The organism is Halomonas denitrificans (assembly GCF_003056305.1).
GTDB lineage: Bacteria > Pseudomonadota > Gammaproteobacteria > Pseudomonadales > Halomonadaceae > Halomonas > Halomonas denitrificans.
The window spans coordinates 457725-481609 of sequence record NZ_PYVX01000001.1; the positions used below are offsets into that span (position 1 = coordinate 457725).

Annotated in this window: 21 protein-coding genes; 5 read left to right on the forward strand and 16 right to left on the reverse strand. The window is 67.7% G+C overall.

What is annotated here, in order from left to right; genetic code table 11:
- Positions 1-135 precede the first annotated feature (135 nt).
- From C9F13_RS02070 to C9F13_RS02080, 3 genes are all read left to right on the forward strand, one after another.
- Positions 136-531, forward strand: coding sequence for a PA2779 family protein (locus tag C9F13_RS02070; RefSeq protein ID WP_108445318.1), 396 nt, complete (start codon positions 136-138; stop codon positions 529-531).
- Between the two features lie 106 nt (positions 532-637).
- Positions 638-1525: a PA2778 family cysteine peptidase gene (locus C9F13_RS02075; RefSeq protein WP_245888680.1), complete on the forward strand. Its 888-nt coding sequence runs from the start codon at positions 638-640 to the stop codon at positions 1523-1525.
- Positions 1526-1552: 27 nt separating this feature from the next.
- Positions 1553-1993 carry a DUF488 domain-containing protein gene (locus C9F13_RS02080; RefSeq protein WP_108444577.1) on the forward strand — a complete coding sequence of 147 codons (441 nt, stop codon included), beginning with the start codon at positions 1553-1555 and terminating at the stop codon, positions 1991-1993.
- A gap of 93 nt (positions 1994-2086) precedes the next feature.
- On the opposite strand, the gene nqrM is transcribed toward C9F13_RS02080, so the two are convergent.
- From nqrM to C9F13_RS02120, 8 genes are all read right to left on the reverse strand, one after another.
- Positions 2087-2341 (reverse strand): (Na+)-NQR maturation NqrM, encoded by a 255-nt coding sequence (nqrM, locus tag C9F13_RS02085; RefSeq protein WP_108444578.1) that lies wholly within the window; start codon positions 2339-2341, stop codon positions 2087-2089.
- Positions 2342-2559: 218 nt separating this feature from the next.
- Positions 2560-3792: an NADH:ubiquinone reductase (Na(+)-transporting) subunit F gene (gene nqrF, locus C9F13_RS02090; RefSeq protein ID WP_108444579.1), complete on the reverse strand. Its 1233-nt coding sequence runs from the start codon at positions 3790-3792 to the stop codon at positions 2560-2562.
- 69 nt (positions 3793-3861) lie between these two features.
- Complete coding sequence (nqrE, locus tag C9F13_RS02095; RefSeq protein ID WP_071945613.1) at positions 3862-4479, reverse strand: NADH:ubiquinone reductase (Na(+)-transporting) subunit E; 618 nt, start codon at positions 4477-4479, stop codon at positions 3862-3864.
- A gap of 1 nt (position 4480) precedes the next feature.
- The gene (locus tag C9F13_RS02100) at positions 4481-5149 is read right to left on the reverse strand and encodes an NADH:ubiquinone reductase (Na(+)-transporting) subunit D (protein ID WP_108444580.1); all 669 of its coding nucleotides are present in this window, start codon (positions 5147-5149) and stop codon (positions 4481-4483) included.
- A gap of 2 nt (positions 5150-5151) precedes the next feature.
- Positions 5152-5973: a Na(+)-translocating NADH-quinone reductase subunit C gene (locus C9F13_RS02105; RefSeq protein WP_108444581.1), complete on the reverse strand. Its 822-nt coding sequence runs from the start codon at positions 5971-5973 to the stop codon at positions 5152-5154.
- A complete protein-coding gene (locus C9F13_RS02110) occupies positions 5973-7199 on the reverse strand; it encodes an NADH:ubiquinone reductase (Na(+)-transporting) subunit B (protein WP_108444582.1) in 1227 nt (408 codons plus the stop codon). Before C9F13_RS02110 ends, C9F13_RS02105 begins: the two co-directional genes overlap by 1 nt.
- Complete coding sequence (locus C9F13_RS02115; RefSeq protein WP_108444583.1) at positions 7199-8548, reverse strand: Na(+)-translocating NADH-quinone reductase subunit A; 1350 nt, start codon at positions 8546-8548, stop codon at positions 7199-7201. Before C9F13_RS02115 ends, C9F13_RS02110 begins: the two co-directional genes overlap by 1 nt.
- A 349-nt stretch (positions 8549-8897) precedes the next feature.
- Positions 8898-10361 carry a glyceraldehyde-3-phosphate dehydrogenase gene (locus C9F13_RS02120; RefSeq protein ID WP_108444584.1) on the reverse strand — a complete coding sequence of 488 codons (1464 nt, stop codon included), beginning with the start codon at positions 10359-10361 and terminating at the stop codon, positions 8898-8900.
- Positions 10362-10563: 202 nt separating this feature from the next.
- Between C9F13_RS02120 and mfd the strand changes: the two genes are divergently transcribed.
- Both mfd and C9F13_RS02130 read left to right on the forward strand, forming a co-directional pair.
- The gene (gene mfd, locus C9F13_RS02125) at positions 10564-14013 is read left to right on the forward strand and encodes a transcription-repair coupling factor (RefSeq protein ID WP_108444585.1); all 3450 of its coding nucleotides are present in this window, start codon (positions 10564-10566) and stop codon (positions 14011-14013) included.
- Positions 14014-14161: 148 nt separating this feature from the next.
- Complete coding sequence (locus C9F13_RS02130) at positions 14162-15211, forward strand: L,D-transpeptidase family protein (protein WP_108444586.1); 1050 nt, start codon at positions 14162-14164, stop codon at positions 15209-15211.
- Positions 15212-15507: 296 nt separating this feature from the next.
- Here the strand turns inward: C9F13_RS02130 and C9F13_RS02135 are convergent, their stop codons facing one another.
- The 8 genes from C9F13_RS02135 to topA all read right to left on the reverse strand — a co-directional run bounded on the left by C9F13_RS02135 (position 15508) and on the right by topA (position 23857).
- Positions 15508-15771, reverse strand: coding sequence for an Lpp/OprI family alanine-zipper lipoprotein (locus tag C9F13_RS02135; protein ID WP_108444587.1), 264 nt, complete (start codon positions 15769-15771; stop codon positions 15508-15510).
- Positions 15772-15960: 189 nt separating this feature from the next.
- Positions 15961-16590: a L,D-transpeptidase family protein gene (locus C9F13_RS02140; RefSeq protein WP_108444588.1), complete on the reverse strand. Its 630-nt coding sequence runs from the start codon at positions 16588-16590 to the stop codon at positions 15961-15963.
- Positions 16591-16703: 113 nt separating this feature from the next.
- Positions 16704-17972 (reverse strand): GspE/PulE family protein, encoded by a 1269-nt coding sequence (locus C9F13_RS02145; RefSeq protein WP_108444589.1) that lies wholly within the window; start codon positions 17970-17972, stop codon positions 16704-16706.
- A 17-nt stretch (positions 17973-17989) separates the two neighbouring features.
- Positions 17990-18454, reverse strand: a complete 465-nt coding sequence (locus tag C9F13_RS02150) for a hypothetical protein (RefSeq protein WP_108444590.1) — start codon at positions 18452-18454, stop codon at positions 17990-17992.
- 144 nt (positions 18455-18598) lie between these two features.
- Positions 18599-20191, reverse strand: a complete 1593-nt coding sequence (locus tag C9F13_RS02155; RefSeq protein ID WP_108444591.1) for an ABC-F family ATPase — start codon at positions 20189-20191, stop codon at positions 18599-18601.
- 77 nt (positions 20192-20268) lie between these two features.
- A complete protein-coding gene (locus C9F13_RS02160) occupies positions 20269-20763 on the reverse strand; it encodes a LabA-like NYN domain-containing protein (RefSeq protein WP_108444592.1) in 495 nt (164 codons plus the stop codon).
- Positions 20763-21224 carry a DUF6586 family protein gene (locus C9F13_RS02165; RefSeq protein ID WP_108444593.1) on the reverse strand — a complete coding sequence of 154 codons (462 nt, stop codon included), beginning with the start codon at positions 21222-21224 and terminating at the stop codon, positions 20763-20765. Before C9F13_RS02165 ends, C9F13_RS02160 begins: the two co-directional genes overlap by 1 nt.
- The gene (gene topA / locus C9F13_RS02170) at positions 21221-23857 is read right to left on the reverse strand and encodes a type I DNA topoisomerase (RefSeq protein WP_108444594.1); all 2637 of its coding nucleotides are present in this window, start codon (positions 23855-23857) and stop codon (positions 21221-21223) included. The genes C9F13_RS02165 and topA overlap by 4 nt, the downstream gene beginning before the upstream one ends.
- Positions 23858-23885: the final 28 nt, after the last annotated feature.

Below are 23885 nucleotides of genomic sequence, written 5' to 3' on the forward strand. Positions count from 1 at the left end.
CCCTACAAGGGCATGAAATTTCACGTCATTTCGTCCTATACTGGACGGGCATCGTACTCTGCCGGGCTGCACGGACGCAGCGCTGACGGAGCCTGGAGCCGGAAGCCAATCCCAAGAAGAAGGAACACCGAGATGATGAAGAAGATCTGCCGTTACTTGAGCCCGCTGCTGATCGTCGCCCTGGTGCTGGGCAGCCTGCCGGTGGCCGCGGCCCCGGTGACCCCGGGCAGCGACCTGATCACCACCCAGGACGTGCTGAACGCCGAGCGCTCGCAGGGCGATCGCGAACGCATTCAGGCCATCCTCGCCCGGGACGATGTCCAGGAGCAGCTGGTCGCCCAGGGCGTCGATCCCGCCGAGGTGGAGGCCCGCGTGGCCGCCCTCTCCGACGCGGAAGCCGCCCAGATGGCGGATCAGCTCGAGCAGCTCCCCGCCGGAGCCAGCGTGGTCGGCGCCCTGTTCGCCGTCTTCGTGATCCTGCTGGTCACCGACATCCTCGGCCTGACCAATGTCTTCCCGTTCACGCGCTGAGTGAGAGCCCCGCATGATGGCATGCCTTGACCGGCAGCGAGCCAGCGCCCCCCTGCAGAACGCCCGCCTCGCGGGCGTTCTCGCGTTGGCACTAATGATGCTCGTGATGACCGGCTGCGCCTCCACGCCGCGGCTGGCCGAGTCCACCCAGCAGAGCCTGCCCCGCCAGACCCTCCTCGAGGACGTCCCCTTCCACGGGCAGCGCGACTACCAGTGCGGCCCCGCCTCGCTGGCCATGGTGCTCAACGCCGCCGGCGTGCCGGTGACGGTCGACACCCTGATCCCCCAGGTCTTCCTACCCGGCCGCGAGGGCAGCGTCCAGCCCGAGATGCTGGGCACCGTGCGTCGCCAGGGGCGCATCCCCTTCCGGATCGACGGCACCCTCGACGCCCTGCTCACCGAGATCGATGCCGGCCACCCGGTGGTGGTGATGCAGAACCTCTCGCTGCCGGCCTGGCCGGTCTGGCACTACGCGGTGGCCATCGGCTTCGACCGTGACGAGAAGACCCTGACGCTGCACAGCGGCATGGAGCCCGAGCGCCTCGAGTCCTTCAAGCGCTTCGATGCCACCTGGGCCCGCAGCGACCGCTGGGCCTTCATCGCCCTGCCCCCGGGCGAGCTGCCGGCCACCGGCGACGGCCGGGATGCCCTGGACGCCATCGCCGACTTCGAGCGGGCCCAGGGGGCCCGGGCCGCCCTGCCCGCCTGGGAGGCGCTGGTGGCGCGCCATCCGGACCTTGCCATGGGCCATTTCGCCCTGGGCAATGCCCGCCATGCGGCCGGCGACGCCGCCGGCGCCCTCGAGGCCTTCGCCGACGCCGTGAGGGCGGACCCCGAGCTCGCCGTCGCCTGGCTCAACCTGGGGCTGCTGCAGCGCGACCAGGGTAGCCCCGGCGAGGCGCGCGCGGCCCTCGAGCGGGCCGCCGCCCTCCCCGGGCCCTGGCAGGAGCAGGCGCGGGAGGTCCTCGCGGACCTGACGAGACGGACCGGATGATGCGGTGCTGATCGAGAGAGGCTGACCATGAGCTACGACATCGCGCTCAAGCGCATCTATCAAGCGATCGACGACGAGGACGGCGCCCGGGTGCTGGTCGACCGCCTCTGGCCGCGCGGCAAGCGCCGCGAGGGGCTCGCCCTCACCGACTGGTACCGGGACGCTTCCCCCTCTCCGGCCCTGCGCCGGCAGTATCACCAGCAGGCGATCAGCGCGGAGGTGTTCGCCGCCCGCTACCGGGGAGAGCTCAGGGATGCGCCGGAGAGCCTGGCGCCGCTGATGCGCCACGCCCGCCAGGGGCGGCTGACACTGCTCTCGGCGGCACGGAATCTAGAGGACTCCTACCTGCCGATCCTGCGGGAGGCGATCCTGCAGGGACTCCATAGCGAAGACGCCGAGGATCTCGAGCCGGCCTCGCCGCCCTGTCTGGCCCATCGACTCACGGATGGGCAGGCCCCCGAGGCTTAGCGCGTCCAGCTCCTGCTCAACTGCGGCACCAAAAAAAGGATCAAGGGCGGCAACGCCCTTGAGCCTTTTGCGTGATGGCGGTCGCCTGCGCCGTTAACGACGAGTCGCGTCGTACCCCAGGTCGGCGCCACGGCTCTCGTCGCTGCGGCGACGGGCGCTGCCACGCTTGCGGTTCTCCTCCTCGCAGACCTCGTCCTTGCCGCCGCAGACATCGCACCCCTCCTTGAGTCCGAGCTGATTGAGGCCGCCGCAGGTGCCGGCGATGGGCTTGCGCCCCATGATCACGCCGATGGCCATGGCGGCGACGATGAGCAGCATGAAGGCGAGTACCACCAGGAACAGGGTCATGTCGTATCTCCTCGAGAGCGAAAAAGGCTTGGCGTCACGCCGTGTGACAGCGTGGGACCGTGTGAGGTCCATGGCGTCGACGTTCTGGTGCCTGAGATGACGACCGGGGGCGATCGTCATGTCGGGCGGCAGAAGCAGGAGTGGAGATCAGGGATCGCCGCCCCGATGCAAAGGGGCCGGCCTCTCGGCCGGCCCGGGGTGCCGCGTGTCGCTCGAAATCAGCCGCCGAAGTCGTCCAGCAGGATGTTCTCGGGCTCGACGCCCATGTCGACCAGCAGCTTGATCACCGAGGCGTTCATCATGGGCGGCCCGCACATGTAGTACTCGCAGTCCTCGGGGGCCGGATGGTCCTTGAGGTAGTTCTCGTAGAGGACGTTGTGGATGAAGCCGGTCGGCCCCTCCCAGTTGTCCTCCGGCTGCGGGTCGGAGAGCGCCAGGTGCCACTCGAAGTTCGGGAACTCCTCGGCCAGCTGGTCGTACTCCTCGTTGTAGAAGGTCTCGCGCCAGGAGCGCGCGCCGTACCAGAAGCTGATCTTGCGATCGGTCTTGAGACGCTTGAGCTGATCGAAGATGTGGCTGCGCATCGGCGCCATGCCCGCACCGCCGCCGATGAAGATCATCTCGGCATCGGTGTCCTTGGCGAAGAACTCGCCGAACGGCCCCATCACGGTGACCTTGTCACCCGGCTTCAGGGAGAAGACGTAGGTGGACATCAGGCCCGGCGGATGGCTGGAGTTGGGCGGCGGCGTGGCGATACGGATGTTGAACTTGAGGATACCCTTCTCGTCCGGGTAGTTCGCCATGGAGTAGGCGCGGATGATCTCCTCGTTGTTCTTGTGGGAGATGTCGAACAGGCCGAACTTCTCCCAGTCGCCCCGGTACTCTTCCTCGATATCGAAGTCGGAGAACTTGATGTCGTAGGGCGGCGCCACCAGCTGCACGTAGCCGCCGGCGCGGAAGCCCACTTCCTCTCCTTCGGGGAGCTTCAGGTTGAGCTCCTTGATGAAGGTCGCCACGTTGGGGTTCTCGATGACCTCGCATTCCCACTTCTGGACACCGAAGACCTCTTCCGGCACCTCGATCTTCATGTCCTGCTTCACGGGCACCTGGCAGGAGAGGCGCCAGCCCTCCTTCTTCTCGCGCAGGGTGAAGTGCGACTCCTCGGTGGGCAGGATGGAGCCGCCGCCCTCCTCGACCCGGCACTTGCACTGGGCACAGGAGCCACCGCCGCCGCAGGCGGAGGAGAGGAAGATGCCGTTGGCCGCGAGGGTGTTGAGCAGCTTGCCGCCGGCCTGGGTGGTCAGGGTGTGCTGGGGATCGCCGTTGACCTCGATGGTCACGTCCCCGGTACTGACGAGCTTGCTGCGGGCGGCCAGGATCACCGCGGTCAGACCGATGATGATCACGGTGAACATGACCACACCGAGCAAGATGACTGTTGTATCAACCATGTCGGTTTCCTATTGCTTGCGTTGCCTGGTCTCCGGCGGCGCGGACGCCGCCGGAAGAACACGAGCCTCTTAGAGCTGGATGCCCGAGAAGGACATGAAGCCCAGCGACATCAGGCCCACCGTGATGAAGGTGATGCCCAGCCCCTGGAGGGAGGCCGGCACGTCGCTGTACTTGAGCTTCTCGCGGATCCCGGCCAGGGCCGTGATCGCCAGCGCCCAGCCAGTGCCCGCACCCAGGCCATAGACCACGGATTCGCCGAAGTTGTAGCTGCGCTCGACCATGAACAGCACGCCGCCGAGGATCGCGCAGTTCACGGTGATCAGCGGCAGGAAGACGCCCAGGGCGTTGTAGAGCGCCGGCACGTACTTGTCGAGGAACATCTCCATGATCTGCACCAGGGCGGCGATGACGCCGATGTAGGAAAGCAGACCCAGGAAGGAGAGATCGATGTTCTCGGCGCCGCTGATGCCGGTCCAGGTCAGCGCCCCTTCCTTGAGCAGGAAGGTGTAGACCAGGTTGTTCACCGGGACGGTGACGGTCAGTACCACGATGACCGCGATGCCCAGGCCAATGGCCGAGGAGACCTTCTTGGACACCGCCAGGAAGGTACACATGCCCAGGAAGAAGGCCAGGGCCATGTTCTCGACGAAGACCGAGGCGACGAACAGGCTGAGATAATGTTCCATGTTACACGGCCTCCTTCGGCTGGGTGTTGGCCTTCATGGTGAACTCGTTCTCCTCGATCTGCTCCGGGTTCAGCGCGCGCAACACCCAGATGATCAGGCCGATGATGAAGAACGCGGAGGGCGGCAGCAGCAGCAGGCCGTTGGGCACGTACCAGCCACCGTTCTGCACGGTCTCGAACACGGTGATGCCGAACACGCTGCCGGAGCCGAGCAACTCGCGGAAGAAGCTCACCACCATCAGGATGAAGCCATAGCCCAGGCCGTTGCCGATGCCGTCGAGGAAGCTCAGCAGCGGCGGGTTCTGCATGGCGAAGCCTTCGGCACGCCCCATCACGATGCAGTTGGTGATGATCAGGCCGACGAAGACCGAGAGCTGCTTGGACATCTCATAGGCGTAGGCCTTGAGGATCTGGTCCACCACGATGACCAGCGAGGCGATGATGGTCATCTGCACGATGATGCGGATGGCCGACGGGATCTGATGGCGCAGCAGCGAGACGAACAGGTTCGACAGCGCCGTCACGAAGATCACCGCCATGGCCATGACCAGCGACACGCTCATGCTGCTGGTCACCGCCAGCGCCGAGCAGATCCCCAGGATCTGCAGGGCGATGGGGTTGTTCTTGAAGATGGGCGTCGTCAGAACGCCCTTGGGAGTCGGGGCAGACATGATCAGGCTCCTTCAGTGTCGTCGGACGCGGTGGCCATTCCCTGAACCTCGGACCGGGAGATGTCCTCGCGGAACTTGGCCAGGTACTCGCCGAAGCCCTGCGGGCTGAGCCAGAACTGCAGGAGGTTGGAGACCCCCTTGCTGGTCAGCGAGGCGCCGGACAGCGCATCGACTTCGGTCTCGCTGCTGGCCCCGCCCTTCACGAGCTGAATGGCCGGCTGCACGCTATCGTCTTCGGCAAAGATCTCCTTGCCTTCCCACTGGGCCTTCCAGCGCGGGTTGTCCACCTCGCCGCCCAGACCGGGGGTCTCGGAGTGCGAGTAGAAGGTGATGCCGTTGATGGTGTTGCCGTCACCCTGCACGGAGAGGTAGCCGCGCATCAAGCCCCACAGCCCCTGGCCGCGGATCGGCAGGATCAGCTGCTGGGGGTCGTCCGGGTTGCCCACCAGATAGACGGTGCTGTGCTTCTCCAGCCGCGACAGGCCGGCGATGTCCTTCTCGCCGGACAGCGTGCGGGACTGGGCCGGGTCCTTGGCCGCCTGGAAGCTGTTGTAGCTCTGCGGGTCGAAGTCGTCGGAATACTCGCCGGTCTCCAGGTTGACGACGCGCGGCGTGATCTGCTCGCTGTAGGCTTCCTCGATGTCCATGCCCGGCTCATAGAGGTCGGCCACGGCCAGGATGTTCGACTTGCGGTCGAGCTCCTGGTTGAGCTGCTGCTTGGAGCGCAGCGCCACGGCGGCGGTGGAGACGATGATCGAACACACGATACATAGTGCGAACGCCACCGTCAGGATCTTCTTGATGGAGTTGTTGCTCTGTGCCATCAGGCAGTCTCCTCGGCCGGCACACCGGTGCGCTGCAGGCGGCGCTTGATGTTGGCCTGTACAAAGAAGTGGTCGATCAGCGGGGCGAACAGGTTGGCGAACAGGATCGCCAGCATGATGCCTTCGGGGAACGCCGGGTTGACGACGCGGATCAGCACGGTCATGACACCGATCAGGGCGCCGAAGATCAGTCGACCCTGGTTGGTCATGGAGGCGGAGACCGGGTCGGTGGCCATGAAGACCATGCCGAAGGCGAAGCCGCCGACCACCAGGTGCCAGTACCACGGCATGGCGAACATGGCGTTGGTGTCGGAGCCGATCAGGTTGAACAGCGCACTGGTCGCCACCATTCCCAGGAACACGCCCAGCATGATCCGCCAGGAGGCGATCTTGGTCCACAGCAGCACCGCGGCACCAATCAGGATCGCCAGGGTCGAGGTCTCGCCCACCGAGCCGGGCACGAAGCCGAGGAAGGCATCCCACCAGCTGAAGGTCTCGGACAGCGCGGTCATGCCCTCCTGGAAGGCCAGGGAGAGCGCCGTAGCGCCGGTGTAGCCGTCGGCCGCCACCCACACCGCATCACCGGAGATCTGTGCCGGATAGGCGAAGTAGAGGAAGGCGCGACCGGTCAGCGCCGGGTTGAGGAAGTTCTTGCCGGTGCCGCCGAAGATCTCCTTGCCGATCACCACGCCGAAGGTGATGCCGAGCGCCACCTGCCACAGCGGGATGGTGGCCGGCAGGATCAGGGCGAAGAGCACGGAGGTGACGAAGAAGCCCTCGTTGACCTCGTGGCCGCGCTTGATGGCGAACAGCACCTCCCAGAAGCCGCCGACCACGAAGGTCACCAGGTAGATCGGCAGGAAGTAGGTGGCGCCGAGCACCAGGTTGGCCCACAGGCTGCTCGGGTCATGGCCGCCGGCGAGCGTCATGATGATCGCCTCGCGCCAGCCGCTCGGGGCGCCGAAGCCCTCGGCGATGGCCAGGTTGGCCTGCCAGCCGGCGTTCCACATGCCGAAGAACATCGCCGGGAAGGTGCACAGCCAGACGGTGATCATGATGCGCTTCAGGTCGATCCCGTCGCGCACGTGCGCCGTGGTCTTGGCCACGCTCGGCGGCGTGTAGAAGATGGTGTCCACCGCCTCGTAGAGGGGATAGAACTTCTCGTACTTGCCACCCTTGTGGAAGTGCGGCTCGAGATTATCGAGTGTCTGTCGGATAGCCATCATCAGGCCTCTTTCTCGATCATGGTGAGATTGTCACGCAGGATGGGACCGTACTCGTACTTGCCGGGGCACACGTAGGTGCACAGCGCGAGGTCCTCTTCATCCAGCTCCAGGCAGCCCAGTGACATTCCCGTCTCGATATCGCCGACGATCAGCGTACGCAGCAGCTGGGTGGGCAGGATGTCCAGCGGCATCACCTGCTCGTAGGCCCCCACCGGCACCATGGCGCGTTCGGAGCCGTTGGTCGAGGTGGTCGGGGCGTAGTTGCGCAGGCCCTTGATCTTCGAGAGATAGATGCCCATCACCGAGTGGCGGTTGGCGCCGGGCGACATCCAGCCCATGAAGATGCGCTTGTTGCCTTCCTCGAGCAGGCTGATCTGATGGTGGAAGCGCCCCACGTAGCAGAGGCTCCCCTCGGCGGTGAATCCTGAGAACACCGAACCGGAAATCACGCGGGTTCCGGTGGGTTCGACGACTTCACCGTCGAGCAGTTCCTCGGTGCTGGCCCCGAGGCGGGTGCGCAGCAGGCGCGGATTCTTGGCGCGCGGGCCACCCACGGCGATCACGCGGTTGACGTCGAGCTTGCCCTCGGCGAACAGCTTGCCGAAGGCGATGACGTCCTGATAGCCGAGGTGCCAGACGCGCTTGTGCAGGGCCACGGGCGAGAGATGGTGGATGTGGGTGCCCACGAGGCCGGCCGGATGCGGCCCGGCGAAGGTCTCCTGCTGGACGCCCTTGAGGTCGCCGCCCGGCACGCGCGCCTCGGGCGCCGTGCAGAGGTAGACCTGCCCCTCGGTGAGGTGGGTCAGCACCTTCAGGCCATCCTCGAAGGCCTCGGCCTGCTCGTTGATGATCACGGCAGGATCGGCGGCCAGCGGATGGGTATCGATGGCCGTCACGAAGATATCGGTCGGCGCGCTGTCGATGGCCGGCGTGCGCGAGAAGGGACGCGTGCGCAGCGCCGTCCACAGCCCCGACTCGACCAGCTGGTCGACGACGGTCTGGCGCTCCAGGCTCTCCAGCTTGTCGCGGCCGTGGGCGGTGAACTCGACCGCCTCCTCGGATTCGTCGACCTTGATCACCACCGACAGCAGCTTGCGCTTCTCGCCACGGTTGATGGCGACGATCTCGCCGGCCGCCGGGGCCGTGAAGCGCACGCCATCGATCTTCTTGTCGGTGAAGAGAAGCTGGCCAAGCTTGACCCTGTCTCCCTCACGGACCTCCATGGTCGGCTTCATGCCGACGTAGTCGGTGCCCAGGACGGCCACATGGCGCACCGGCCGCGCATCCTCGATACGCGCCTCCGGCGTCCCCGCGATGGGGAGATCCAGGCCTTTCTTGACTTCGATCATAGTCTCGCCCAGTTGATGGATCGGATAGATGAAGAAAGGGGTTCGAATGGATTCGAATTCTTCTGTTTTCAGTACGTTACCAGACAGGCCCGAGGCTCGCTCGAACCACCCCGAAAAATCCACCGTATTATAAAGACAAGCGTCAGGGATGACCACCTGCCCTTAGGTCGCAAAGCGCGCCACCATGCAAGGGGTAACGATGTCGCAGGCCGCGCCGCACCCGCCGCGACCGGCAACGCAAAACCCCCGCGGGAGCCAGGCTCCAGCGGGGGTTAGCGAGCGCTCGGCGCCGCGGCGAGCTCACCGCGGGCGGCGTCGATCCTGGCGGGACCGGCGCCGCCGCGGGGCATCAGGCCTGGGCGCGGGGCAGCTTGAGGAAGTGCACGTTGGAGACCTGCTGCAGGATGCGAATCACCTGGCAGCTGTAGCCGAACTCGTTGTCGTACCAGACGTAGAGGACGGCGTTCTTGCCGTTGGCGATGGTCGCCTTGGCATCGACGATGCCGGCGTGACGGTTGCCGACGAAGTCGGTGGAGACCACCTCCGGCGAATCGACGAAGTCGATCTGCTTCTGGTAGGGCGAATCCAGCGACATGCGACGCAGGAAGTCGTTCAGCGTCTCGGCGTCGGTCTCCCGGTCCAGACGCAGATTGAGGATCGCCATGGAGACGTTGGGCGTCGGCACGCGGATGGCGTTGCCGGTCAGCTTGCCCTCGAACTCCGGCAGCGCCTTGGCGACCGCCTTGGCGGCCCCGGTCTCGGTGAGCACCATGTTGAGCGGGGCGCTGCGACCGCGACGATCGCCCTTGTGGTAGTTGTCGATCAGGTTCTGGTCGTTGGTGTAGGAGTGCACGGTCTCGACGTGGCCATGCTCGACGCCGAACTCGTCGTTGAGCACCTTGAGCACCGGCACGATGGCGTTGGTGGTGCAGGAGGCCGCGGAGATGATGCGATCCTCGTCGCGGATGTCCTGGTGGTTGATGCCGTAGACGATGTTCTTGACCTCGCCCTTGCCCGGGGCGGTCAGCAGCGCCTTGGCCACGCCCTTGCACGCGAGGTGCTGGCCTAGGCCCTCGGCATCGCGCCAGATGCCGGTGTTGTCGACCACCACGGCGTTGTCGATGCCGTAGGCGGTGTAGTCGACCTCGGCCGGCGAGTCGGCGTAGATCACCTTGATGGCGTTGCCGTTGGCGATCAGGGTGCGCGACTCGACGTCGACGCTGATGGTGCCGTTGAACGGGCCATGGACACTGTCGCGACGCAGCAGGCTGGCGCGCTTCTCCAGGTCCTTGGCGATGTCGCCGCGGCCGCGCACCACGATGGCGCGCAGGCGCAGCAGGTTGCCGCCGCCGGCCTTCTCGACCAGTACCCGGGCCAGGATACGGCCGATACGGCCGAAGCCGTAGAGCACCACGTCCTTGGGCTTGCCGTTGCCGGCGTCCGGGTCGTGGGCATCGACGATCTCGCTGAGCTCGTCGCGCAGGAAGGCCTCGGCGTCGGCGTCGCCGCGCTGCTTGAAGGCCACGCCCAGCTTGCCCACGTCGACGTGGGCCGGCCCCAGGTTCAGGTCCATCATGGCCTTGACCAGCGGGAAGGTGTCCTGCACGGAGAGCTCGGTCCCCTCGACCTTCCGCACGAAGCGATGATCCTTGAGGATGCGGATCACGCTACGGTTGAACAGCGACCGCCCGTACATGGTCACGACCACGTTATTGTGGCGATAGAGGCTGCCGATCATCGGGATCATCTGCTCGGCGATCGCCTGGTTGTCGTGCCATTCCTGGAAGACGGTATCGGGGGACTGCTGGCTCACGGCTGGCCTCTCCTGGTGAGAATAGTGAGGGTAAGTGGGGGGTATTATCCGGGGCGACGCTCCTGGGGGCAATCGCAGGATGGTCGCAGCCGCTGTAGGGGTTTTACAGAAACCCGCCCGCGACTACAGCGCCACGCCGGGGCTGGTATGATGAAGCCACTCTTGCACACCGCTCACGAACACGGTTGGGTAACCGAATCGCATGCCGAACTTCTCGCCGCTCGACCCGCCACGCCCCCAGGGGCTGCGCGACATCCTCTACTGGCAGACCCCGGCGGGCAGCGCCACGGCCCTGGCCCTGGCGCACCTCGCCGAAGACGCCCCGCTGCTGGTGATCACCCCCGACACCGCCTCGGCCCAGCGCCTGGAAAGCGACCTGGGCTTCTATGGGCGGATGCCGGTGATGCCCTTCCCCGACTGGGAGACGCTGCCCTACGACAGCTTCTCGCCGCACCAGGACATCGTCTCCTCGAGGTTGCGCACCTTGCGCCGCCTGCAGGACGGCGAGCACGGCATCGTGCTGGTGGCCATCAACACCCTGATGCAGCGCCTGCCGCCGGTGGACTACATCGCCGGGCGCGTCATGACCCTGGAGGCGGGCCAGACCCTGGACCGCGAGGGCTTCCGCAACGCCCTGTCGCGCGCCGGCTACCGCGCCGTGGAGACGGTCTTCGAGCCCGGCGAGTACGCCCTGCGCGGCGCGCTGATCGACCTCTTCCCCATGGGCGCCGAGGCGCCGCTGCGCATCGACCTGTTCGATGACGAGATCGACACCCTGCGCCACTTCGATCCCGACACCCAGCGCAGCGCCGACCGCGTCGATCGGGTGGAGCTGCTGCCGGCCCACGAGTACTCGCTGTCGCGCTCGGCCATCGCCTGCTTCCGCGAGGGCTTCGAGACCCTGTTCGACGTCGACCCGCGCCAGTGCCCGCTCTACGTGGACGCCCTCAAGGGCATCCCCTCCCCCGGCCTCGAGCAGTACCTGCCGCTGTTCTTCGACGAGACGGCGACGCTTTTCGAGCACCTGGCCGAGGGCACCCGGGTGGCCATGCTGCCCGGCGTCTTCGACGCGGCCGAGCACCACTGGGCCGCCATCGAGAGCCGCTACGAGAACCTCGGCGTCGACCCGACCCGCCCGCTGCTGCCGCCCCACCGGGCCTTCGTGCCGGTGGCCGAGGTCTTCGCGGGCATCAAGCGCCACCCCCGAGTGGCGCTGACCGAGGAGGCCGAACACCGCCACGCCGTGATGCCCGCCAGCCAGGCCCCTCCGACGGTGACGGTCAACGCCCGGGCCAAGCACCCGCTGGCGGCCCTCTCGACCTTCCTCGACGACCATCCCGCCACGCGGGTGCTGTTCGTCGCCGAGTCCCGCGGCCGGCGCGAGGCCCTGGAGGAGACCCTGGCGCCGCTGGGACTCACCCTGCCCCACGTCGACGACTTCGCCGCCTTCCTCAAGAGCGAGGCGCGCCTGGCCATCACCGAGGGCGAGATCGATGCCGGCCTGTGGCTGACCGACCCGGATCTCGCGGTGATCAGCGAGACCGAGCTGTTCGGCGAGGTGGTCCGCCAGAGCCGCCGCCGCGAGAAGGCCACCGACGACGGCGCGCTGGCGATCCGCCACCTCTCGGAGCTGCATCCCGGCGCGCCGGTCGTCCACCAGGCCCACGGCGTGGGCCGCTATCGCGGCCTCGAGACCCTGGAGGCCGGCGGCCAGGCCGCCGAGTTCGTGACCCTGGAGTACGCTGAGGGCGCCCGGCTCTACGTGCCGGTGGACAGCCTGCACCTGATCTCGCGCTACGCCGGCGCCGACGACGAGCTCGCCCCGCTGCACCGGCTGGGCTCCGACCAGTGGGAGAAGGCGCGCCGCCGCGCCGCCGAGAAGATTCGCGACACCGCCGCCGAGCTGCTCGACATCTACGCCCGCCGCGAGGCGCGGGAAGGCTTCGCCTGCCCGCCGCCCGACGAGGAGTACGCCCGCTTCGCCGCCAGCTTCCCCTTCGAGGAGACTCCCGACCAGCGCGCCGCCATCCAGGCCGTGATCGGCGATTTGACCGCGCCGCGCCCCATGGACCGGGTGGTCTGCGGCGACGTCGGCTTCGGCAAGACCGAGGTCGCCATGCGCGCCGCCTTCCTGTCGGTCCACGCCGGCCGCCAGGTGGTGGTGCTGGTGCCCACCACCCTGCTCGCCCGCCAGCACTTCGAGAACTTCCGCGACCGCTTCGCCGACACCGCGGTGAACATCGAGCTGATCTCGCGCTTCACCGCCGGCAAGGGCCAGGCGGCCTCCCTGAAGCGCATCGAGGAGGGCCAGGCGGACATCGTCATCGGCACCCACAAGCTGCTCTCCAAGAGCACCAGGCTCCCCAAGATGGGCCTGCTGATCATCGACGAGGAGCACCGCTTCGGGGTGGCCCAGAAGGAGCGCCTGAAGAGCCTGCGCAGCGAGGTGGACATCCTGACCATGACCGCCACGCCGATCCCCCGCACGCTCAACATGGCCATGAGCGGCATCCGCGACCTCTCGATCATCGCCACCCCGCCGGCCCGCCGCCTCTCGGTGAAGACCTTCGTCCAGCAGCGCGACGAGGCGGTGATCAAGGAGGCGATCCTGCGCGAGATCCTGCGCGGCGGCCAGGTCTACTTCCTGCACAACGAGGTCAAGACCATCGAGACCGCCGCCGAGAAGGTCCGTGAGCTGGTGCCCGAGGCGCGGGTCGGCGTCGCCCACGGCCAGCTGCCGGAGCGCTCGCTGGAGCGGATCATGTCCGACTTCTACCACAAGCGCTTCAACGTGCTGGTCTGCTCGACCATCATCGAGACCGGCATCGACGTGCCCAGCGCCAACACCATCGTCATCGAGCGCGCGGACAGGTTCGGCCTGGCCCAGCTCCACCAGCTTCGCGGCCGCGTCGGGCGCAGCCATCACCAGGCCTATGCCTACCTGCTCGCCCCGCCGCCGCGGGTCATGAGCAAGGATGCCGTCAAGCGCCTGGAGGCGATCGCCGGCGCCGAGGACCTGGGCGCCGGCTTCACCCTGGCCAGCCACGACATGGAGATCCGCGGGGCCGGCGAGCTGCTCGGCGAGGAGCAGAGCGGCCAGATGGAGGCCGTCGGCTACGGGCTCTACATGCAGATGCTCGACCGCGCGGTGAAGGCGATTCGCGAGGGACGCACCCCCAACATCGAGGCCCCGCTGGATCAGGGCGTCGAGGTGAGCCTCAACCTGCCGGCGCTGATCCCCGACGACTACCTGCACGACGTCCAGCAGCGCCTAGTGATGTACAAGCGCATCGCCAGCGCCGCCGACGAGGCGGAGCTCAAGGAGCTGCAGGTGGAGATGATCGACCGCTTCGGCCTGCTGCCGGCGCCGGTCAAGACGCTGCTGCGCCAGACCCGCCTGCGGCAGCGCGCCGAGCGCCTGGGCATCGCCCGCCTGGAGGCGGGCCCCGAGAAGGGCCGGGTGATCTTCTCCGGCCAGACCGCCGTCGATCCGCTGGTGCTGGTGCAGCTGATCCAGCAGGCGCCCGACCGCTACCGCCTCGACGGCGCCGATACCCTGCGCTTCGAGGCGAGCATGGAGCAGGAGGAGGCGCGCTTCGCGGCGGTGGAGGGGCTCCTCGAGACCCTCAATCGCAAGGCCGAGGCGGCCTGAGCAACGACACCGCGGGTGGATGCGCCCTTGCCGATCCACCCGCCCCAACTGGCAGAAACCGGTCGCGCCGGGCGATACTATAGGGTCAAGACGCCCAGGAAGGGCCCATCGCAGCCCCCGACGACCGGTAACCACGAGACATGACTCGATGACGCACTATTCCCCGCTCGGGCGCTCCGCCCGCTTCGCCACCGCACTGGGCCTCTTCGCCGCCCTGTCCGCGCCCCTGCAGGCCGACACCGACGACTGGCCGCGCGGCCACTACCCCCTCCCCGAGGAGGGCGATCTCGTCGGCGAGGTCTACACCGTCGTCAGCGAGAAAGAAGACACCCTGATCGACATCGGCCACGAGCACGGCATCGGCTACGAGGAGATGGTCCGCGCCAACCCCGACATCAGCATCTGGGCGCCCTACGAGGGGACCGAGGTGGTGATCCCGGGCCGCTTCATCCTCCCCGAAGGCCCCCGCGAAGGCGTGGTGGTCAACGTGGCCGAGATGCGCCTCTACTACTACCCGCACGCCGAAGAGGGCGAGACGCCCCGCGTCGAGACCTACCCCATCGCCGTGGGCCGCATGGACTGGAAGACGCCGCTGGGCGAGACCCGGATCACCGAGAAGGTCAAGAATCCGGCCTGGTATCCGCCGGCGTCGATCCGGCGCGAGCATGCAGAGGCCGGCGACCCCCTCCCCAGCGTGGTGCCACCGGGCCCCGACAACCCGATGGGCTCGCGCAAGATGCGCCTGGGCATCCCCGGCTACCTGATCCATGGCACCAATCGCCCCGAGGGCGTCGGCATGCGGGTCACCCACGGCTGCATCCGCATGCTGCCCGAGGACATCGAGGCCCTCTTCCCGCGCCTGCCTATCGGCACCAAGGTCAAGCTGATCAACGAGACCCTCAAGCTCGGCTGGGCCGACGGCGTGCTGCATGTCCAGGCCTACCCCTATCTGGACGAGGAGGACGGCACCTCCATCCAGCGCATCACCGAGGCGCTCTCCCAGGTCGACACCGCGATCAGCGGCCTCGACTACCCGGTGGACTACGCCCGGCTGCGCGAGGTCGTGGAAGTGCCCCGCGGCATGCCCATCCCCCTGGAGGTCACGGAGCCCGAACCGGTCCCCGAGACGCTCTACGAGCGCCTGGAGCTGATCGCCGCCGAGCCCCGCTCGAGCGACGACGCGACCCGGGAGGGCTGACCCTCCCCGCAGCCCGTCCGGCCGGCAGGACCCTGCCGGCCGGCGATCTCGGGTGGCACTGATGCCACCCGCCTGCCCGCCCAGGCCGCCTCGCGCGACCGTGGCGGGCCGATCTCTCTCCCCTCTGCTCGCCCCTCTCTCCTGCCCCTCTCCCGGCCGGCCATCGGCCCGACCCGGGGCGCAGCATCGCGCCGTTCGCCCGGCCGTGGTCCAGCCAGAAACGACAAGGGCCTCGCCGAAATGGCGAGGCCCTTGTCTGATGGTCCGCTACCGCCCTACCGGGCGGTGGAGAACGATCACTTGCGCATGGAACGCTCGAACATGCGGTTCATCTCTTCGCGGTTCTGCTGAGACATCTGCAGGGCCGCCTGAGCATCACGCTGAGCCTGGTTGGCAGTGTTCTGCGCCTGGGTAGCGATGCTGCGAGCTTCTGCAGCGTCGGCCTGAGCAGACTCGGCGGTCATGCGAACTTCTTCCAGGGCGCCGGTAGAGGCACAGCCAGCCAGCACGGCCAGAGAAGCAGCGGCGGCGGTCAGCTTCAGGGTAGTCTTCAGAGTCATGGTGTTCTCCTTGAGTCTTCCTTGGTACTGCGTTGATGTTGCCTGGGAATCAGGCTTCCTGCAGATGCAGGACTTCGTGCAGCGAGTTCGGCTGCGAAGCATGGGGAGTCAAACGCTGTTCTAAAGTACGTCACGGAGTACGTCACGGCGCTTATCCTTAGCTTAGAACGCCCCTTGCGCATGTAAAGCCTAGCGGATCACGACGCGTGTGCCAATGTCGATAAGCGACGACAAGCGCTCTACCTGCGGGTCCGTCACCGCCACGCAGCCATCGGTCCAGTGAAAGCGCCGGTGGATGTCGGGATCTCCCTCCCCCAGGCCGTGAATACCGATGAAACCGCCGAGGACCGTGTCCTGGGGCGGATAGCCGTGACGACGGTAGTAGGAGAAGTAGTCGTCGTAGTCCTGCTGGCTGTAGACCCCGGATTCCAGGGCCATGCGGGCATGGGTCGGCGTGGGATAGTCCAGGCCGATGAAGATATGGAACTTGCTCCGCCGATTGAAGCGATTGACCCGGAACTCGCCCAGCGGCGTGGCCCGATCGCCTTGCCGACGCTGGGGCCTGGCCCCGCCGCGTCCCAGCGAGACCGACGGGAAGCGCTCCAGCACCCGGCTGCCCTGGTAGATCTCGAGGCTCGCCTCGTCGTCATCCACCAGCACCCAGCGCTCCCCGCCGTGGCGAGGCACGATCGCCTGGGAGAGAAGGTCATCCATGGGACTGGCGGACGCGGACGCGGACACAGAAGCGGACGCACCCAGCAGCAGCAGGGGCGAGCCCAGCGCCAGCAGGCCGAAGCGGCGGCGAGAGAGGTGATTCATCGGGGCCATCTCTGGGACGTGGTGAAGTGAAGCGAAGCGTGTGGGCAGACGTTATACCGCATTGCGTCGACCCTGTCAGGGGCGGCCGGCAAGGCGCGGCCGGCGTAGACCGCTCAGCCAGGCAGGATCGCGCCCATGCGATAGATCTCGCGCAGGCTGGTGATGCCGTCCGCGGCCTTGGCCAGACCATCGGCGAGCATCAGCGTCTCGCCACGCTCCCGCAGCGCGCGTCGCAAGACGGCGTCATCGGCGTGCTTGAGCAGCAGGGCGTGATCGTGCGGGGTCGGCTGCCAGATCTCGAACACCCCCGTGCGCTCCCGGTAGCCCAGGCCGTCACATCGCTCACAGCCCACGGGATACCAGGCCTGCCGCGGCACTTCGAGCGCCACCGCCTCGAGCCACTCGACGTCCTGGGGCTCGGTCGGACGCCGCTCTCGGCAGTGCTCGCACAGCCGACGCACCAGCCGCTGGGCGATCACCAGGCCCAGAGTGGCGCTGATCTCGGCATCGACCAGCCCCAGCTGTCGCAAGGCGGAGACGACCCCCACGGCGTCGCGGCTGTGCAGGGTCCCCATCAGCGAGCGGCCGCTGCCGGCCACGCTGACCGCGGCGGCCGCGGATCCGGGGTCGCGGATCTCGCCGATCAGCACGTAATCGGGATCCAGCCGCAGCAGGGAGCGCGTGCCGGTGGCGAAATCGAGGCCGTTGTCGGCATCCACCTGGATCTGGTTGATCCCGGGGATGGCGTACTCCACCGGATCCTCCAGGGTCACCACATGGCTGTCCCCCAGCCGCAGCTGGTGGAGCAGGGTATAGAGGGTGGTGGTCTTGCCGGCGCCGGTGGGGCCGGCCACCAGCAGCATGCCGCCGGTGGCATCCATCCAGCGACGAATGCCCCGAGCCCCCTGCTCGCCGACCCCCAGGGCGAGGGGGTCGTGGAAGGTCCGGGGCGGGGCCAGGAAGCGCACGGCCAGCTTCTCGCCAGCCACGCAGTTCACCGCCGTGACCCTCAGGAAGCTCTCCCGGGTGGCCTCGTCCGGGGCGGGCCAGCTCAGGCTTCCTTCGCTGGCGACCCGGGACGGCATCGGATCGAGGCCGGCCAGCACCTTGAACTGGTTGACCAGCGCCAACCCCTCGCCCCACTCGAGCACCAGGGCGTCGATGACCCGGCCGTCGATACGCAGGCGGATCCGCCACTGATCCTGGAAGGGATCGAGATGGATATCGCTGGCCCGCGCCCGAATGGCGTCCTCGATCAGCAGATGGGCCGCCAGGGCCTCGTCCCCGGCCTCTCCCTCGGCCTCGGCGCCCGACTCGGGCGCGCGACGGGCCTGCAGGCGGGGCAGCAGCGCTGCCTGAAGCGGTGGCCGCTCGCTATTCATCGGCGGGCCTCCTTCCACTAGTAGTCCTCGAGTCGCTGCATGTCGCGGGCCAGGCGTCGCACCTCGGCCTCGTGGCCGCCGGCCAGGGAAGCGAAGAACTCCCGTTCCGCCTCGATCGATGCCCGTTCGGTGCGGTGCGCATAGAGGTCCTGCAGGGTGCGATGCATGGTCAGGGCCGTGGCCAGCACGTCCTGGACGCTGTCGCAGGCCATGCACCGAGTCAGACGGTCGAGGGTGGGCGCATGGGGAAAGTCGGCCGGGTCATCGAACCAGGTCTCGAGGACCTTGCGGTGGTCACCGCCCTCCTCGAGATAGCGGGCAAGCTCGGTCTGCATCTTGCGCTCATGCTCGGCCAGGTACTCCAGGGCCATGCGGACGCGATCGCTGACCTCGCCGCCGGCCAGCTGCTCGTAGCGCTCGGCCAGCCCCTGATGATAGTCGGCCGCCCAGGCGACCAGCTCCTTGACCTGATGAAAGCGCATGAGACGCTCCTCCCGGTGATGGCCCGACGCGGGCGAGTGGATCCTGCCTTCAGCCTAGCCAAGCCGTCGCCATTACGCTTGATGCAGATCATCCGATATGCGCTCGCGCGGTCGGCGGCATCGCCGGCCGCCGGGCCGCAACGATCAGCCGTAGAGGCCCTGGCTGCGCAGGTAGTCGTCGTAGCTGCCGCTGAAGTCGGTAATGCCGTCGCCGCTCATGTCGAGGATGCGGGTGGCCAGCGACGAGACGAACTCGCGGTCGTGGCTGACGAAGATCAGCGTGCCCGGGTAGTTCTCGAGCGCCAGGTTGAGCGCCTCGATGGACTCCATGTCGAGGTGGTTGGTCGGCTCGTCCATCAGCAGCACGTTGGGCTTGATCAGGGCCAGCTTGCCGAACAGCATGCGCCCCTGCTCGCCGCCGGAGATCACCTTGACCGACTTGCCGATGTCGTCGCTGGAGAAGAGCATCCGCCCCAGCGCTCCGCGGACCTCCTGCTCACCGCCGGTGGTCCACTGCGCCATCCACTCGAAGAGGGTGGCGTCATTGGCGAAGTCGTCGGCGTGATCCTGAGCGAAGACGCCGACCTCGGCGCTGTCGGTCCAGCGCACCGCGCCGGCGTCCGGGTGCAGCTCGCCGGCCAGGGTCCGGAGCAGGGTGGTCTTGCCGATGCCGTTGGGGCCGATGATGGCGATGCGCTCGCCGGCCTCCACGGTCATCGAGAGGCGCTCGAAGAGCGGTGCGTCGGCCTCGAAGCCCTTGGTGATCGCCTCGACGTTGACCGCGTTGCGATGGATCTTCTTGCCCTGCTCGAAGCGGATGAAGGGGCTGACCCGGCTGGAGGGCTTGATCTCCTCGAGCTTGATCTTGTCGATCTGCCGCGCCCGGGAGGTGGCCTGCTTGGCCTTGGAGGCGTTGGCCGAGAAGCGGCTGACGAAGGCCTGCAGCTCGGCGATCTGCGCCTTCTTCTTGGCGTTGTCGGCATGCTGACGCTCGCGGGCTGCCGTGGCGGCGGTCATGTAGTCGTCATAGTTGCCGGGGAAGAGCGTGATCTCGCCGTAGTCCAGGTCCGCCATGTGCGTGCAGACGCTGTTCAGGAAGTGGCGGTCGTGGGAGATGATGATCATGGTGCCGTCCCGGGCGGTCAGCATGCCTTCCAGCCAGCGGATCGTGTTGATGTCCAGGTGGTTGGTGGGCTCGTCGAGCAGCAGCACGTCGGGGTCGGCGAACAGCGCCTGGGCGAGCAGCACGCGCAGTTTCCAGCCCGGGGCGATCTCGCTCATGGGGCCCGTATGCTGGTGCAACGGGATGCCCAGCCCCAGCAGCAGCTCGCCGGCCCGAGCCTCGGCGGTGTAGCCGTCGAGCTCGGCGAAGCGCACCTCGAGGTCGGCCACGGCCATGCCGTCCGCCTCGCTCATCTCCGGCAGCGCGTAGATGCGCTCGCGCTCGGCGGCGACCTGCCACAGCTCGTCATTGCCCATGATCACGGTGTCGATGACCCGCTCGTCCTCGAAGGCGAACTGGTCCTGGCGCAGCTTGCCGAGCCGGGCGCCGGACTCGACCATCACCTGGCCCGAGGACGGTTCCAGATCCCCACCGAGGATCTTCATGAAGGTGGACTTGCCGCAGCCGTTGGCACCGATCAGGCCGTAGCGGTTGCCGTTGCCGAACTTGACGGAGACATTCTCGAACAGCGGCCGGGCGCCGAACTGCATGGTGATATTGGCGGTGGAGATCAATGAAGCGTCCAGTCAGTGCGTGAAGGGGGCGCGATTGTACCGGTTATCGCCGCCGCTCACATCCTGATCGCTCCCGTTTACAGCAACAGCTCGCCTTCGATGGGCACGAAGCGGCTCGCCGCGCGGATCAGCGAATCGGCACTGAGGCGCGCAACGCCGACCACCTCCACCGTCACGCCGTGGCGCTCGCGCAGCCGCTCGACCAGCAGGTCGAAGTCGCCGTCGCCGGAGACCAGCACCAGTCGGTCGACGTGGGACGCGGCCTCCATGGCGTCCAGGGCGATGCCGACGTCCCAGTCGCCCTTGGCGGAGCCGTCGCTGCGCTGGATGAAGGGCTTGAGCTTCACCGAAAAACCGATGCCGCGCAGGATCTCCTGGAACTGGCGCTGCTTGGGGTCGCCGCGGTCGATCGCATAGGCATTGGCCATGACGACCTCGCGGTCGGCGGCAAAGCGGCGCCAGAAGGCGTGGTAGTCGAAATGGCGACCGAAGGCCTGACGCACGGTGTAGTAGACGTTCTGCACGTCGACCAGCAGCGCGACGCGCTCCCGAGCGGCCTGTCGGGACGCCACTACCACTCCTCGCTGGTCTCGCGCAGCGCGGCGATCTCGCGCTTGGCCTCGCGCACGCACTCGGCGAGCTCCTCGGCCAGCGACGCCCCGCCGCCCACGGCGATCAGCCCCGGATTGCCGGACCGACGCCGGGCCACGCCGTCGGTGCCGTGCAGCGCCTCGAGCCGGGCGAGCAGCCCGGAGAGCCAGCTCTCGGGGCGGGCGGCCAGCTCGCGCAGGCGGTGCAGCTCGGCGATGCCGGCCCCCTCGGGGCCGAGCAGCTCGCGCCAGTCGTGGCGCTCGAGGTGGGCATGCTCGGTGACCTCGCGCAGCAGCGACTCCAGCGCCAGCTCGAGCAGGGCCAGCCCGCCCTCCTCCGCCGCCATGCGGCGCGCCTCGGCGTGCTCGTCGTCGCCGGCCGGCAGCGCGAGCAGCAGCTCGGCCTGGTAGAGCAGCTGGTTGGTGCGAGCTTTCGGGGTCACTTGCGCTTGTCCTCCACGTGCCACTTGCCGCCCTCGAAGGTGGCCTTCCAGCCGGTGGCCTTGCCGCCCTCATCGGTCATCACGAACTGCTCCTTCGCCTTGCGCGAGAAGCGGATCTGCGCCGGGCGACCGTCCGGATCCTCGGTGGGCGCCTCCAGCAGGTAGCGGTACTTCTCGGGAAGCTCCTCGGCGTGAGCCTTGAGCTCGGCGACCAGCGGCGGGCGGGTCTCGCGGTTCTTGGGGAACTTGCTGGCCGCCAGGAAGAGCCCGCTGGCACCGTCGCGCAGCACGTAGTGATCCTCGACCTTCTGGCAGGCGAGCTCCGGCATGGGGATGGGATCCATCTTGGGCGGCGCCACCTCGCCGCTTCTGAGCAGCTTGCGGGTGTTCTTGCACTCGCTGTTGGTGCAGCCGAAGTACTTGCCGAAGCGACCGGTCTTGAGCTGCATCTCGCTGCCGCACTTGTCGCACTCGATGGTCGGCCCGTCGTAGCCCTTGATGCGGAACTTGCCCTGCTCGATCTCGTGGCCGTCGCAGTCCGGGCTGTTGCCGCAGATGTGCAGCTTGCGCGTCTCGTCGATCAGGTAGCTGTCCATGGCGGTGCCGCACTTGGGGCAGCGGTGCTTGGCGCGCAGCGCGTCGGTCTCGGCGTCCTCGCCGGCATCGGCCGCCACCGCCTCGTCGCCGGGCAGCAGGTCGATGGTGGTCTTGCAGCGCTCCTTGGGCGGCAGGTTGTAGCCGGAGCAGCCCAGAAAGACGCCGGTGGAGGCGGTGCGAATCTGCATCTTGCGCCCGCAGCTCGGGCAGTCGATGTCGGTGGGCACCGGCTGGTTGGGCCGCATGCCCTCCTCGCTCTCGGCCACGGCGAGCTCCTTCTGGAACTCGGCGTAGAAGGCATCGAGCAGCTCCTGCCAGTTGCGCTCGCCCTCGGCCACCTCGTCGAGGCTGTCCTCCATGCGCGCGGTGAAGGAGTAGTCCATCAGGTCCGGGAACGACTCCTTGAGCCGCTCGGTGACGATGTCGCCGAGCTTCTCGGCGTAGAAGCGCCGGTTCTCCAGCTTGACGTAGCCGCGGTCCTGGATGGTGGAGATGATGGCGGCATAGGTCGAGGGCCGGCCGATGCCCTTCTTCTCCAGTTCCTTGACCAGGCTCGCCTCGGTGTAGCGAGCCGGCGGCTTGGTGAAGTGCTGCTGGGGATCGAGGCGCTCGAGGGTCATCGGGGTGCCCTCGGCGAGGTCCGGCAGGGACTGGTCCTCGTCCTTGCGCCCCATCGGCTTCATCACCCGGGTGTAGCCGTCGAACTTCAGCACCCGGCCCTTGGCCTTGAGCTCGAAGCCGTCGACCTCCACGGTCAGGGTGCTCGACAGGTACTCGGCGGGGGTCATCTGGCAGGCCACGAACTGGCGCCAGATCAGCTCGTAGAGGCGCTCGGCGTCGCGCTCCATGCCGGCCAGATCGGTGGCGCGGCGGGTCACCTCGGAGGGACGGATCGCCTCGTGGGCCTCCTGGGCGCCCTCCTTGCTGGAGTAGCGATTGGGCGCCTCGGGCAGGTAGCGCGCGCCGTACTCCTCGCCGATGAACTCGCGCACCCCCTCCACCGCGTCCCGGGAGAGGTTGGTGGAGTCGGTCCGCATGTAGGTGATGTAGCCCGCCTCGTAGAGGCGCTGGGCCAGCGTCATGGTCTTCTTCACCGAGAAGCCCAGCCGGCCGCTGGCCGCCTGCTGCAGCGTCGAGGTGATGAAGGGGGCGTTGGGCTTGGAGCGGGTGGGCTTGTCCTCCCGCCCGGTGATCGCGAGGCTCGCCTCGCGCAGCGCCGCGATACGCTCGAGGGTCTCGGCCTCGGAGGTGGGCCGGAAGGCCTTGCCGTCCTGGCGCACCAGCTCGAAGCGCACCGGCGTCGCGTCATCGCCGGACGGACGCAGGTCGGCGTGGACGTCCCAGAACTCCTCGGGGATGAAGGCGTGGATCTCGCGCTCGCGCTCGGCGATCAGCCTCGTCGCGACCGACTGCACCCGGCCGGCGGAGAGGCCGCGGGCGATCTTGGCCCACAGCAGCGGCGAGAGCATGAAGCCCACCACCCGATCGAGGAAGCGACGCGCCTGCTGGGCCTCGACCCGCGGGATGTTGAGCTGGCCGGGATCCTCGAAGGCCTCCTGGATGGCGTTCTTGGTGATCTCGTTGAACACCACGCGCCGGTAGCGGGTCTCGTCGCCGCCGATGGTCTCGCGCAGGTGCCAGGCGATGGCCTCCCCCTCGCGGTCCAGATCGGTGGCGAGATAGACCGCATCGGCCTTCTCGGCGAGCTTCTGGAGCTCGGCCACCACCTTCTCCTTGCCCGGCAGGATCTCGTAGTGCGCCTTCCAGCCGTGCTCGGGGTCGATGCCCATGCGCCGGATCAGCTGGTCGTGGGCCTTGCGCTTGCGATGCGCCTCCTTCTCCTCCGGCGACATCTTGCGGGTGGCCGCCGCCTGTCGAGCGCGCTCCTTGGGGTCCGTCGCCGTCTTGCCCGAGCCGCTGGTCGGCAGGTCACGGATGTGCCCCACGCTCGACTTTACGATGAAGTCGTTGCCGAGATACTTGTTGATCGTCTTCGCCTTGGCCGGCGACTCGACGATGACCAGTGACTTGCCCATAGTGCTCCACTGTGCTGATGGCGCCAGC

Coding starts and splice junctions, on each gene's coding strand:
- C9F13_RS02070 (WP_108445318.1), top strand. CDS start 136: ATGAAGAAGATCTGCCGTTACTTGAGCCCGCTGCTGATCGTCGCCCTG.
- C9F13_RS02075 (WP_245888680.1), top strand. CDS start 638: ATGACCGGCTGCGCCTCCACGCCGCGGCTGGCCGAGTCCACCCAGCAG.
- C9F13_RS02080 (WP_108444577.1), top strand. CDS start 1,553: ATGAGCTACGACATCGCGCTCAAGCGCATCTATCAAGCGATCGACGAC.
- nqrM (WP_108444578.1), bottom strand. CDS start 2,341: ATGACCCTGTTCCTGGTGGTACTCGCCTTCATGCTGCTCATCGTCGCC.
- nqrF (WP_108444579.1), bottom strand. CDS start 3,792: ATGGTTGATACAACAGTCATCTTGCTCGGTGTGGTCATGTTCACCGTG.
- nqrE (WP_071945613.1), bottom strand. CDS start 4,479: ATGGAACATTATCTCAGCCTGTTCGTCGCCTCGGTCTTCGTCGAGAAC.
- C9F13_RS02100 (WP_108444580.1), bottom strand. CDS start 5,149: ATGTCTGCCCCGACTCCCAAGGGCGTTCTGACGACGCCCATCTTCAAG.
- C9F13_RS02105 (WP_108444581.1), bottom strand. CDS start 5,973: ATGGCACAGAGCAACAACTCCATCAAGAAGATCCTGACGGTGGCGTTC.
- C9F13_RS02110 (WP_108444582.1), bottom strand. CDS start 7,199: ATGATGGCTATCCGACAGACACTCGATAATCTCGAGCCGCACTTCCAC.
- C9F13_RS02115 (WP_108444583.1), bottom strand. CDS start 8,548: ATGATCGAAGTCAAGAAAGGCCTGGATCTCCCCATCGCGGGGACGCCG.
- mfd (WP_108444585.1), top strand. CDS start 10,564: ATGCCGAACTTCTCGCCGCTCGACCCGCCACGCCCCCAGGGGCTGCGC.
- C9F13_RS02130 (WP_108444586.1), top strand. CDS start 14,162: ATGACGCACTATTCCCCGCTCGGGCGCTCCGCCCGCTTCGCCACCGCA.
- C9F13_RS02135 (WP_108444587.1), bottom strand. CDS start 15,771: ATGACTCTGAAGACTACCCTGAAGCTGACCGCCGCCGCTGCTTCTCTG.
- C9F13_RS02140 (WP_108444588.1), bottom strand. CDS start 16,590: ATGAATCACCTCTCTCGCCGCCGCTTCGGCCTGCTGGCGCTGGGCTCG.
- C9F13_RS02145 (WP_108444589.1), bottom strand. CDS start 17,972: ATGAATAGCGAGCGGCCACCGCTTCAGGCAGCGCTGCTGCCCCGCCTG.
- C9F13_RS02150 (WP_108444590.1), bottom strand. CDS start 18,454: ATGCGCTTTCATCAGGTCAAGGAGCTGGTCGCCTGGGCGGCCGACTAT.
- topA (WP_108444594.1), bottom strand. CDS start 23,857: ATGGGCAAGTCACTGGTCATCGTCGAGTCGCCGGCCAAGGCGAAGACG.